The 13,319-nt window shown below is 45.0% G+C and carries 7 protein-coding genes; all 7 read left to right on the top strand.

Annotated features, from left to right (window positions below):
- The first annotated feature begins 19 nt into the window (after positions 1-19).
- The 7 genes from D0C36_RS05035 to fucP all read left to right on the top strand — a co-directional run bounded on the left by D0C36_RS05035 (position 20) and on the right by fucP (position 13,304).
- Positions 20-472, top strand: a complete 453-nt coding sequence (locus D0C36_RS05035; protein ID WP_117390458.1) for a DUF5004 domain-containing protein — start codon at positions 20-22, stop codon at positions 470-472.
- Positions 473-483: 11 nt separating this feature from the next.
- Positions 484-1,485: a DUF4961 domain-containing protein gene (locus tag D0C36_RS05030; protein ID WP_117390457.1), complete on the top strand. Its 1,002-nt coding sequence runs from the start codon at positions 484-486 to the stop codon at positions 1,483-1,485.
- 221 nt (positions 1,486-1,706) lie between these two features.
- Entirely contained in the window at positions 1,707-4,703 is a 2,997-nt protein-coding gene (locus D0C36_RS05025) for a SusC/RagA family TonB-linked outer membrane protein (protein ID WP_394339841.1), read from the top strand.
- Between the two features lie 11 nt (positions 4,704-4,714).
- Positions 4,715-6,421, top strand: coding sequence for a RagB/SusD family nutrient uptake outer membrane protein (locus D0C36_RS05020; RefSeq protein ID WP_117390455.1), 1,707 nt, complete (start codon positions 4,715-4,717; stop codon positions 6,419-6,421).
- 37 nt (positions 6,422-6,458) lie between these two features.
- A complete protein-coding gene (locus D0C36_RS05015) occupies positions 6,459-9,596 on the top strand; it encodes a SusC/RagA family TonB-linked outer membrane protein (RefSeq protein ID WP_117390454.1) in 3,138 nt (1,045 codons plus the stop codon).
- Positions 9,597-9,695: 99 nt separating this feature from the next.
- A complete protein-coding gene (locus D0C36_RS05010) occupies positions 9,696-11,981 on the top strand; it encodes a GH92 family glycosyl hydrolase (RefSeq protein WP_199501965.1) in 2,286 nt (761 codons plus the stop codon).
- A gap of 87 nt (positions 11,982-12,068) precedes the next feature.
- On the top strand, positions 12,069-13,304 hold the full coding sequence (gene fucP, locus D0C36_RS05005) for an L-fucose:H+ symporter permease (protein WP_117390452.1): 1,236 nt from the start codon (positions 12,069-12,071) through the stop codon (positions 13,302-13,304).
- The last annotated feature ends 15 nt before the right edge of the window (positions 13,305-13,319 follow it).

Raw genomic sequence — 13,319 nt, 5'->3', positions numbered from 1 at the left:
TTTGAGACACACAGAGATCATGATAAATAAAAAAATATTTACGGTGCTTGCGTTGCTGGTTTACGTGCTGGCCGCCGCATCATGTAAAACAGATAAGCTGGTGCCCGATGTAACAGAAAGTAACAAGGATATTAACGGTACCTGGACAATTTCATCGGCAACACAAAATGGCCGCGAACTGATAAACTTACCAAATGGCATGACGCATCTGGCCGATTTTAAAATAACATTTACCGATGGTAAATATACTGTTGAAAACCCGGTGCCATTTATTGTTAGCGGTAATGGCGAGTACAAGTTTAACGACCCCAAATATCCTTTTGATATCAGCTTTACTGCAGAAGGAGCGCCGGCGCCGGTAAAATCTACTTACCAGTCGCCAAACATACAGGGCAGCCGTCGTATCGTACTCACATTTAGCCCCGGCTGCGAAACCAATGTGTATAAGTATACTTTAAAAAGAACCAATTAACGAAATAGAATATGATAAGACGTTTACGTAGCTCTCGCAAAAGCCTACTGCGAAATTTAACGCTGGGGATGCTCATATTGCTATTAAGCAATTGCGAGTTCTTTATTAACTCTCTTGAGCAACCAACCAGTGCCAATGCAGGTGATGTGATCACTGCAAAACTGGATATGAATTTCCAGACCGAGCAAGGTCCTTATAGTAAAAGGATAGTAGTGGGCGTACTTGCGCCGCGCGCCTGGAAACTCGGCCAAAACCAGAATGTAAAGATAACCTATACATCAGAAAATAAAGGTAGCGGTACTTTGGTGCCTATACCCGCAAGCGTTGTAGCCGCTAAAGCCAAGAATGGCGAGAACTGGGCAACCCGTATGAAGAACAGATTTGGCATAGGCCCCAACTATATTGATGATATGGAATGGGTACCTTTTTGGACGCCGGCAAATATCGAAACAACACCGTTTGAAAATGTGCATGCCGTGTTTAGTGTACAGATAAAAGTTGGTGTTGATGGCGCAAACACTTCAGTAAAGTTGGGTTATGTGGTTTGTAATGATGATGATGGTATTGGAGATGACGATATTAAATTATCCCCGGTTAAATACGCTGATTGTTTGGAAGTAAAAGGAGAGGGCGACCTGATAGATTTTTGTAACCCGTCGCTTACATCGCTAAATCCAACCAAAGCGCTTGATAATGATTACCAGACCATTTCGTACAACAACGTTTTGATAGACACTCAGTTGAAGGGAAATCATGACCTGTACCTTTGTGCAACCGCACATACAAGTGATGGTAAAAGTATTAACGTATGTGCGCAGAATGAAACTTCGAAACTTATGGAGACCGATCCAAACCAGTTTCAGATAACGTTTTGGCCCAGGAAGCTTTTTAATGTCGAAGCCGGGCAGACCATTACCAGTATGGACTACTTTATAACCAACAAGGCCGGTAACATAAAGGTTGGCTACGGTAATACCGATGCTCCGTTTACCATAAAGTTCGCTTGCGAATAAACGCACAAGTAAGCTTATAAAATACATTAAAAGTAAAGCAAAAATTTAGCTGCTTAGCCTGGCTTATGTCCGCTCTGCAACTTTTAAACCTTAATCTGATGCAACTTAGATATGTTATAAAAAGTATTTTAATGCCTGTTATCATCAGCGTAACAGCCGTAGGCGTTGCCCGTGCGCAAACAGCACGTGCCGTACACGGAACTGTATTTAACCAATACAACGTGCCTATAAAAGGTATAAAGGTAGTGGTGGTTAAAACTAATGATACCGTGAGCACCGATACTAAAGGATTTTTTAGTATCAACGCAAAACAGGGCGCTACCCTTAGTTTTAAAGGCCCGGGTTACAATGTAGCCCAGTATAAAGTGGGGCAAAAGGATAGCGTTGGAATACAATTGTCTGAACAGTTTTTGAAACAGCCCCAAAGCATTGATGTACTGTACAACAATGTAAAAGCTGAGGATAACCTGGCAGCAATTTCAACCATTTACACCAACCAGCTTACCACAACGCCGGCATCGTTATACACCTTTGCGTTACCCGGCCAGCTTGCAGGTTTATATGTGCGCCAAAGAACCGGTTTCCCAAATCCGCAGGCAGCAACACCAACAAATGCCGCATTTTTGTTTAACTACGTTGGTAAACATAATATTAACGCCGAGGATAACAACGGGCAGTTTGATGTACAGGTACGCGGCGCTGTAAACCCTTTTAACGCACCTCAAGCACCAATAACCATTATTGACGGCGTGCAGCGCGAGATATCCTCTATCGACCCTGAAACCATCGAGTCGGTATCAGTACTTAAAGACGGGCTTTCAACCATCCTTTTGGGTATAAACAGCTCAAACTCGGTATTGCTTATCACTACTAAAAAAGCGCAACAGGGCCGCACGTTACTGTCGTTTTCGGCGCAGTACGGTATCCAGCAATCATTGGGTTTGCCAACGCCAATTTCGGCATACCAGTATGCTTATCTGGCTAATGAGGCTTTGCAGAACGATAACAAATCGCCTATTTATACCACTGCCGATTTTGAGGCTTACCGTAACCACAGCGATCCTATTGGCCATCCTGACGTTAACTGGTTTAATACGTTGATTCGCAAAAATGCGCCAATGCGTAACTATAAGTTGAACATTACAGGCGGTAATAACATTGCAAGATATTCTATCTCATTAAATTATTTTAACCAGGGAGGGATGTGGAAAACAGATCCATCACTGTCATACAATACCAATAACAACTTAAGCCGTTACACGCTTAACTCTGATATTAACATTAGTGCGGCAAAAAATCTGGATATAGATCTGCAGTTATTTGGCAGGGTACAAACCATTACTTACCCGGGCCAGGGTGGTACAACATTCCCAATGTTGCTTGAGCGTTTGTACGGTACGCCAAGTAATGCCTACCCTATATACAACCTCAATGGCAGCTTTGCAGGCCGCAACATAGATTACTTTAGCAATAACTTATTGGCTATGAGCCAATACTCGGGCTACACCAATACCCAAAACCACGACATTTTAACTAACGTGGATCTGAAGTATGATATGGGCAGCACGCTTAAAGGTTTGTCGTTGCGCGGAAAAGGAAACTTTGCCATTAACTCGCAAAACTTTATTGACAGAAGCTTACAAAATGCGGTTTATCAGTATTCGCAGGTTGATGGGAGTTATACTGCATTTGGTAACCCGCGTACCCAAAGCAATAGCTTTAATAACGTATCAAATTCAAGATATGCGTACGCACAGGCTGCTGTGGCGTATGATAACAGCTTTGGAAAAAATAACATTAACGCCATGCTGTTTTACGATTACCGGTCTGTGGTATTAACCTATGACCTGCCAAGGTTATTACAAAACCGCGCTTTGCAGCTTTCATACAACTACGATAACAAGTACTACATCACCGGTACGGTAAACAATAGCGGCGACGACAGATATGCACCGGGCCATCGTTTTGGCTGGTACTACGCCGGTGGTTTAGGTTGGCAAATGGGCCGCGAGAGCTTCATCAAAGATAACTTGCCGTGGATAAACTCATGGAAATGGCGAGCATCATACGGTAATACCGGCAATGGTAACGTAGACTGGACGGGTTATTTTGCTTATCGCAGTACCTATGACTCGGGGAGCGGTAATGCTTATCCGCAGGGTACAGGTTATGTAAACGGTGGTGGTTACGGAGAGGTGAATGGTGTTATAAACCCAAATGTTAACCCTGAGCGTGCACACAAAATAAACTTTGGTACCGATATCTCTTTGTTCGATAATAAATTAGCCATTACGGCAGATTACTACAACAACAAATATTACGGCCTGCTTCGTTCAAGAGGAGCCAGCAACCAGTTGCTTGGGTCTAATTACCCGGTTGAGAACCTGGGCATAAACAGAATGACCGGCGGCGAGCTGACTGTTACACATCAAAGCCACGTAGGCGATTTCAACTACTTTGTAACCGGTAATGCCAGCATCGTATCAGCAAAAGCCGAATACTTTGACGAGCTGAAACAAGTATATCCATGGATGGTACGTACCGGTAAACCAATAACCGCTATTTACGGATATACTGCGCTGGGTTTATTCCAAACACAACAAGAAGCTGCCAGCAGCCCTACTACAGCCGGTTACACGCCACAAGCAGGTGACATTAAATACAAAGATCTTAATGGCGATGGCGTTATAGATCAGTATGATATATCGGCCATAGGCGGTCTAAAACCATTGGTATATTACGGTTTAAACTTTGGTTTTAACTACAAAGGTTTTAACATGAGCGTGTTGCTGCAAGGTGTTGGCAATAACCAGATAAACTACAGCCAGATAGATGTTACGCAGGGCTTTAATGGAAAAGGTGGCCTTGGTGGCCCGCCTTATGGCCAGGCTTACACTTCAATATTAAACCGCTGGACACCCGAGACCGCGGCAACCGCAACTTCGCCAAGGCTTACAGCAGGGTTTAATCAAAACAACTCGGCTGCCTCAAGCTACTACGTGCACTCGGGTAATTACATAAGGCTTAAAAATGCCGAGGTTGGTTATACACTTCCACGCAGCATCACCTCAAAGTTCAACGTATCAAACCTGCGTTTCTTTGTTAACGGCGAAAACCTGGTAACCCTATCAGGCTATAAAGGGATAGATCCTGAGGTTTTTGGCCAGGTTTATCCAATTCAGAGAGTATTTAACGCAGGTGTAAGTGTAAAACTATAACAGCTAAAACCATGAGAAGATCATTTAATATATCAGCAGCTCTTATAGCAATAGCAATTATTGTAGGCTGTAAAAAATATGAGCCGGTACCGGCAGAGCAGCGTACTATCGATTTTGTTTTTGATAAAGACGATTCGCTTGGCGCTAATGCGTACGCTTACTTAAACAGCGTTTACGCTTTCACGCAATCGGGCCATAACAGGGTAGCATCAGATTATCTTGATGCTGCAAGTGATGATGCGGTATCATCACCTAATAACGCAGCTGCGGATGTTTACAGAATGGCAACTGCGGCCTACAACGCAACTAACTTTTTCCCGGGCGATAATATTTGGGCAAACAGCTACAAAGCCATAAGGCAAGCCAATATTTTTATTACCAATATTAATATTGTACCGGTTAAAGACCAGTTGCGCCCCGGTATTTCAATGAAATTTGCCTGGAAAAGCGAAGCCCGTTTTTTAAGAGCCTTAACCTATTTTAATTTGCTTAAACGCTACGGTGGTATCCCTATAGTTGGCGATAAGGTTTTTACCCTTGAAGACAACATTGCCTTGCCCCGTAATTCGTTTGAAGATTGTGTAAACTACATAGTAAGCGAGTGTGATGCTATAAAAGATACATTGCTTACCGCACCGCTTGCACAGCCTGCGGCCTATTCACAACGTGTAACCAACGGTGCAGCGTTGGCACTAAAAGCTAAAGTTTTATTGTACGCGGCAAGTCCGCTTTATAATGGTGGCAATATTGATGCAACAAACTCGCTTACCGGTTACGCTGGTTATGATGTTAGCCGCTGGCAAAAAGCAGCCGCTGCAGCAAAAGCAGTAATGGATTTAAATGCCTATAGTTTGGTATCTGATTTCAGAAATGCATTTATTACCCAGGTACCTGCCAATACCGAAGTTATTTTCCAGAGGCCTAACGGCCTAACCAATGGGGTTGAAGGGGCTAACGGGCCGCTTGGTTTTACCACCAGCCCACTTGGCGGGGGCCGTACAAGCCCAAGTCAAAACCTGGTTAACGCATACCCTATGAGCAATGGTTTAGATATTACCGATGCAGCATCAGGCTATGACCCGGCCAATCCTTATGATAACCGCGACCCACGCCTTGGCTTTACCGTGTTTTTTAACGGAGCAAAATGGCTAAAATCAACAGTGGTTACTTATGAGGGCTCAAGAGGTAAACCTAATGTAGGTACACAGCAAACGGCTACCGGTTATTACATGCGCAAGTTTATGGGTTTGTACGAAGATGCAACCAACTATGCCACCGCTCCCGAAGATTGGATGATCTTTAGATATGCAGATATCCTCCTATCGTATGCCGAAGCACAAAACGAGGCATTGGGTGCGCCTGATGCTTCGGTTTACTCGGCAGTTGAAAAAATAAGGCAACGTGCCGGCCTGGTTCCGTACCAGTTGCCTACAGGCTTAAACAAAGACAAGATGCGCGAGGCTATACACCGCGAACGCCGTTTAGAAATGGCATTTGAAGAGAATCGCTTCTTTGATATACGCCGCTGGAAGATAGCCGAAACCGTTATGAACCAGCCTATAACAGGCGTAACTATAGCAAATACGGCAGCAGGTTATACATACACTTATGGCACTGTGCTTACCCCTAAGTTTGATGCGCCTAAAATGTACCTGTACCCTATACCGTACGACGAGACACTTAAGAACCCCAATTTGAAACAAAATCCCGGATGGTAAATAACCACTAACCAATTATCAGAATCAAGAACTTATCATGAGAAAATTAATACTGTTAAATGTTGTTATGATGCTGCTGCCGGTGATGCTTTTTGCACAAGGCAGGCTGATAACCGGCACTGTAAAAGACGCTTCGGGAGTTTTACCGGGTGCTACAGTTTTCGAGAAAGGTATGCCTGCAAACGTAACTGTTGTAACCTCAAACGGAAAATTCAGCATACGCTTAAGGGGTACATCAAATGTGCTGGTTTTTAAGTATGTAGGTTTTACCCAGCAAGAAGTTAGGGTTGGCGCGTCAAGTATTATGGATGTTATATTGCAGCCAAACAGCCAGGATATGGATGAAGTGGTTGTAATGGCCTATCAGCCCAAAAAACGTATCACATCAACCGGTTCTGCAGCGCAGATAAATGCTGCCGAAGTACGCACTGTACCTACTGCTAACGTTCAAAATACGCTATCAGGAAGGTTGCCGGGCTTCTTCTCTCAACAAACCTCGGGCCAGCCGGGCAGGGATGCGGCTACGTTTTACATACGTGGTTTAAGCTCTATCAATGGCTCAAACACCCCGTTAATTATTGTTGATGACGTGGAGTACCAGGCAGACCAGTTACAACAAATAAACGTTAACGAGATAGAAACCATTACCATTTTAAAAGATGCGGCCACAACTGCCATATATGGTGTAAAAGGTGCTAATGGTGTATTGGTGGTTACTACCCGCCGTGGTAAAGCCGGCCCCCCTGCCGTAAACCTGCGTATCGAGTCGGGCCTGCAGTCGCCAACCAAAATACCTAACTTTTTAAATGCCTATGAATCTGCAGTGCTGATGAACGAAGCCGAAAGTAACTACAATACAGCTTACAACATCGCAAACGGCCAGTTATCTTTTACAGATGCCGACCTTGCTGCCTTCAAAAGCGGCAGTGATCCTTACGGCCACCCTGATGTTAACTGGTATAAAGCTATACTTAAGAACTATACCTATCAGCAAAATACCAACCTCGATCTGCAGGGTGGTACCAATAACGTAAAATACTTTATTACCGGCGGTTTGTTAAGCCAAAACGGCTTGTTAAGGGATTTCTCTGATCCGCTGAACCAGATAAACAGTAATTATAATTACAAACGTTACAATTTCCGCTCAAACCTTGATATGAAAGCGAATAAGAACCTTTCGGTAAGGCTTGATCTGAGCGCGCGTTTTGGTATCATTAACCAACCGCACACCGCAAACATCCTGAGCGAGATCTATGACTTTAGCAAGGTTACGCCGTTTTCGGCGCCGCTGATAAACCCTAATGGTAGCTATGCATTTAATTACTCGCAATTTAACAGTAACTCGTGGAAAAACACACCGTCACAGTTAAGCACCATTAATGCAAGGCTGGCCAACGGTGGTTATGACCGCAGTACCCGTACGGATTTTAACTCGTTGCTTGATGTATCTGAAAAACTGGATGATATAACACCGGGGTTAACTGTAACAGGCCGCTTAAGCTACTCAAGCATTGAGCAATACACCAAAAAACTATATCGTTACAATAACTCGGGTGCAGAAACATTTAACCCGCCAAGCTACCACTACAACCCTGTAAATGATAGTTATACGCTTGATCCGCGCGGTAAATACGTACTATCAGATTATAACCTTGAAGGTGCTACTGATAGTTACATTACCCGTGTAAACCTGCAGGCTTTTGCTACTTATGACAGGGTGTTTGATGGCGCACACCGCGTAAGCGGGTTATTATTGTACAACCAATACCAGGATAATAACCAGGCAGATGCCCCTGCAAAATTCCGCGGGCAGTCGCTTAAAGTAGGTTACGGTTATAAAGATAAATACCTTATTGATTTCAACGGCGCCATCAACGGTAGCGACCGCTTTGCTTCGGGCCAGCGTTATGGTTTCTTCCCGGCGGTATCATTTGGTTATAACATCGCTAACGAAGATTACTTTAAGAACAATGTCCATTTTATCCAATACCTTAAATTGAGAGGATCATACGGTATTGTAGGTTCTGATGCAATCGGTGGCTCGCGCTACATATATACTCAGTTTTACCAAAACGGTGGTGGCTATAGTTTCGGTACCACCAATAACCCGGTAGGAAGCATATATGAAGGTACGCTGGCTAACCCTTATGTATACTGGGAATCGCAAAAGGAGTTCAACTTAGCCATCGAGTCTAACATGTTTAACAGTAAACTGGCCGTAACGTTAGAGTATTTCAGAAACATACGTTATAATCAGTTGATCATTCCGGGCGATATCTCAAATGTTATTGGTGTTGGTGTGCCGGCTATAAACGCAGGTAAATCAGTAAACCGCGGTTTTGAGGCGCAAATTACTTACCAGGACAGGATAGGGCAGTTGCAATTTAACAGCAGCCTGGTGTTCTCTTATGCCAGAAACAAGATCCTGGATATGCGCGAGGCCCAACCTGCTTATGACAGGTTACGCCAAACAGGCCGCCCAATTGGCCAGTTATTTGGATACAGGTACATAGGTTACTATACTGCTGATGATATTGCAAAAATAAACGACCCTACTGTAGCGCCGCAGGATAAACCTGCTACACCGGGCAACGGATCACGCGTGCAGGTAGGCGACCTTAAATATGCCGACGAAAATGGCGACGGTAAAATAGATAAGTATGACCAGGGGCCCATCGGTAACCCTAACGTGCCAAACACTAACGTAGGTTTAAACCTTGGTGTGGCTTACAAAGGCTTTAGCTTAAGCGTTTTATTGCAAGGCGCATTTGGGTATAGCTTTGCTGTTGTGGGTACGGGTGTTGAACCTTTCAAAAGCCAGTGGCAGCCGGTGCACCAGCAACGCTGGACGCCATCAACGGCGGCAACAGCACAGTTCCCGAGCTTAACTACCGATCCGCTTTCGGTGAGCAGCCCAAGCAACTATATGTCTGATTACTGGTTAATAAACGCGCACTACATCCGCTTAAAAAGTGTAGATATAGGCTACCAGTTCCCGAGCAAAATGTTGCCGTTCCACTTTAAATACGCGCGTATCTACATTAGTGCTTACAACTTGTTCACATGGCGCAACTACGATAAATATCAGCAAGACCCTGAGGTGGCCACCAGCTCGGCCGGCGATGTTTATCCAAACCAGCGCATAGCTAACCTGGGCTTACAGGTAACGTTCTAAAAAACCTGAATACTTTTTAATTGGTTAATATAAGATGGGTATCCGGGGCGGTAAAACGCCCCGGTTATTTTTACACTCGTCTCAAAAAACATCTGCATCGTGTTAAACAAAACTAATCTCTGCAAAATTGCAGCTCTACTTGCTTTTAGTACATCGGCTATGGCCCAAACTACCGATCTGGTACATTATGCCAATACCACACAGGGTACTAACAGCAAGTTCGAATTATCATACGGTAATACCTACCCGGCAACCAGCGTACCTTTTGCCATGAACACCTGGACCCCGCAGACCGGCAAGAACGGCGAAGGCTGGAAATACCAGTACTTTGATAACAAGATCCGCGGTTTTCAGCAATCGCACCAGTGTAGTTCATGGGTTAATGATTACGCCGTGTTCTCGCTGATGCCGGTTACGGGTAAACTGGTGGTAATGGATGATGATCGCGCTTCAACCTTCTCGCATAAGAATGAAGTGGCACAGCCCGATTATTACAAAGTAAAATTGGACAACGGTATCACTACCGAGATGACCACCACCGAGCGCGGCGCTCACCTGCGTTTTAGTTTCCCGGCCAGTGGCGCTGCCCATCTGGTGTTGGATGGTTACACCAAAGACGCCAGCGTTAAGATCATTCCCGAAGAAAATAAAATTGTAGGCTGGGTGAACAATTGCCGCTGGGCGCCTAATAATTTCAAGAACTACTTTGAGATAGTTTTTGATAAGCCTTTTAAAAGCTACGGTACCTGGGAGAATAAAAAAGGTACTATCAACGCCAATAATAAAACCGACGAAGGCGAAGGCCGCGGTGCTTACATAGAATTTGCACCGGGCACAGTTGTGCAGGCAAAAGTAGCTTCGTCATACATCACGCCGGAGCAGGCGCATTTAAACCTTACCAGCGAGTTAGGTAAATTCAAGAACTTTGATGCTACAAGGGCAGCTTCAAACCAGATCTGGAACAAGCTTTTCCACCGCGTTTTGGTTGAGGGTGGTACCGAAGAACAGCGTGCTACTTTCTACTCTTGCTTGTATCATGCCAACCTGTTTTCGCACCGTTTCTTCGAGATCAACAAAGAAGGTAAACCTTACTACTTCAGCCCGTATGATGGCAAGATCCACGACGGCTATATGTATACTGATAATGGTTTCTGGGATACTTTCCGTGCACAATTTCCGCTTAACACCATTCTGCACCCTAAAATGGAAGGCCAGTATATGCAGGCATTGTTGGCCGCGCAGGAACAATGCGGCTGGTTCCCGGCATGGTCTTTCCCGTCAGAGACAGGTGGTATGTTGGGTAACCACGCCATCTCTTTACTGGCCGATGCATGGGTAAAAGGTATCCGTACTTTTGATCCGCAACAGGCGCTTAAAGCATACTCGCACGAGGCCAACAACAAAGGCCCGTGGGGCGGTGCAAACGGCCGCGGTTTAGCAAGTTATTACAACGAGCATGGCTATGTGCCGTACTCTGAAAAGACATTGGGAGCCACCGCACAATCATTAGAATACGCTTATGATGATTTCTGCGGATATCAGCTGGCCAAAGCCGTAGGCAATAAAGAGTACATGGATGCCTTTGGCAAAAACATGTACAATTACAAAAGCCTTTATGATCCCGGCACCCGCTTTATGCGCGCTAAGGATGATAAGGGCAAATGGGTAGAACCGTTTGATCCGCTGGCATGGGGCGGCCCTTACACCGAGGGCAACGCTTGGCACTGGCAGTGGTCGGTTTTTCACGATGTGAATGGGTTGATCAAACTGATGGGTGGCAACAAGAACTTTACAGCCAAGATTGACTCTGTGTTCTCTGAGCCATCAACCATTGTACCGGGCCAATACGGTTCAGTCATCCACGAGATGACCGAAATGGCGCTGATAAAAATGGGCCAGTATGCCCACGGTAACCAGCCCATTCAGCACATGATTTACCTGTACAATTACGCCGGCGAGCCATGGAAATCGCAAATGTATGCCCGTAAGGTAACCGATAAGTTATATAACGCTACCGAAAACGGTTACCCCGGCGATGAAGACCAGGGCCAGATGTCGTCATGGTATGTTCTGAGTGCTTTGGGTATTTACAGCGTTTGCCCCGGTACAGATCAGTATGTTATTGGCAGTCCTGTTTTCCCTAAGGTGACGCTTACGCTGGAGAATGGTAAGAAATTCATTATCCAGGCTGATAATAACACTAAGAGCAATGTTTATATCCAGTCGGCCACGCTGAACGGAAAAACTTATACACACAACTGGCTAAGCCATGCCGATATTATGAAAGGTGGTAAACTGCAGTTTAAAATGGGAGCTAAGCCGGCCTACAAACGTGGTTTGGCTGATGCTGATAAACCGTTCTCGGTATCGGTAGCAAAAAAATAAATGCTGCCGGGCGCGGTAAAAGCGGGTTTTAGCTTGCGGACTATGTGGTATAATGTTATTATTGTGTACCCAATTATTTAAGCCGCAATGGAAGCTAAACCCCGCTTTACCGAAAAACGGTTCTACATTATTATTGCATTTGTAACATCGCTGTTTTTACTGTGGGGCGTAGCCATGACCATGGGCGATGTGCTGAACAAACATTTCCAGAATGTGCTGCACATCTCCAAGTCGCGTTCTGGCTTGGTACAGCTGTCCATTTTTGGGGCTTATGGCGTAATGGGTATCCCTGCGGGACTGTTCATGAAACGTTTTGGCTATAAGCGAGGTGTACAGTTAGGCTTGTTTTTATATGCCTGCGGTGCTTTCCTTTTTGTACCGGCCTCTAATGCAGAATCATTCACATTCTTTAGGGTAGCACTGTTTATCCTTGCCTGCGGTTTGGCAACTCTTGAGGCCGTTGCACACCCCTTTGTAGCATCGTTAGGCGACCAACGCACCAGCGACCAGCGTATTAACTTCGCGCAGGCTTTTAACGGTATCGGCGGTGTTATTGGTCCGCTGATAGGCAGCTACTTCATTCTCCGTGCCGAGGCCGGCCATACTAATGACCTTGTTGCCGTAAAGCATTTATACATTGTTATCGGCGCAGTTATCACAGTGATAGGCCTGGTATTCTCCTTTGTAAAAGTACCTAAAGACCTTACCGACCCGCATGTGGTGGCTCCCGATGCTATGGCCGTTGCAGAAACCCCGCATCCCACAAAAAAATTATTTCAAAATAAGCACTTTGTATTTGCCGTAGTTGCGCAGCTCTTTAACGTAGCGGCACAGGGCGGTACCTGGGCTTATTTCATCAATTACGGTCACGAGAAAATGCACCTTACCGATGCTGTTGCAGCCAATTATTTCGCCTTCAGTATTTTTATGATGATGATAGGGCGCTTTATCGGCACCTTCCTGATGCGTTATATCTCGCCCAATAAACTGCTGGCCATATTTGCAGCCTGCAACATTGTAATGTGCATCATCGTGTCGCAGGCTTTTGGCTGGGTATCATTCGGTGCACTCATCATGATCAACTTCTTTTTCAGCATTATGTTCCCAACCATATTTAGCCTGGGGTTAAAAGATCTTGGCCGCAATACGCAGCAGGGTGCCTCGTTTATTGTGATGGGAGTGGTTGGCGGAGCGCTTTTCCCGCCGCTTATGGGGCTTATCGCTAACAAAAACGTAGCTACATCATATCTGCTGCCTATAATTTGTTACCTCGTGATATTTGCTTTTGCATCGGGTTATAATAAACTGAAAAAGGCTTTATAATTTTCAACATAAGTG

It is taken from the genome of Mucilaginibacter conchicola, from assembly GCF_003432115.1.
GTDB lineage: Bacteria > Bacteroidota > Bacteroidia > Sphingobacteriales > Sphingobacteriaceae > Mucilaginibacter > Mucilaginibacter conchicola.
This window is presented reverse-complemented; position numbering and strand designations above follow the sequence as displayed.

Bases quoted from the DNA above. Each gene is read 5' to 3' on its own strand.
- D0C36_RS05035 (WP_117390458.1), top strand. From the start codon at position 20: ATGATAAATAAAAAAATATTTACGGTGCTTGCGTTGCTGGTTTACGTG.
- D0C36_RS05030 (WP_117390457.1), top strand. From the start codon at position 484: ATGATAAGACGTTTACGTAGCTCTCGCAAAAGCCTACTGCGAAATTTA.
- D0C36_RS05020 (WP_117390455.1), top strand. From the start codon at position 4,715: ATGAGAAGATCATTTAATATATCAGCAGCTCTTATAGCAATAGCAATT.
- D0C36_RS05015 (WP_117390454.1), top strand. From the start codon at position 6,459: ATGAGAAAATTAATACTGTTAAATGTTGTTATGATGCTGCTGCCGGTG.
- fucP (WP_117390452.1), top strand. From the start codon at position 12,069: ATGGAAGCTAAACCCCGCTTTACCGAAAAACGGTTCTACATTATTATT.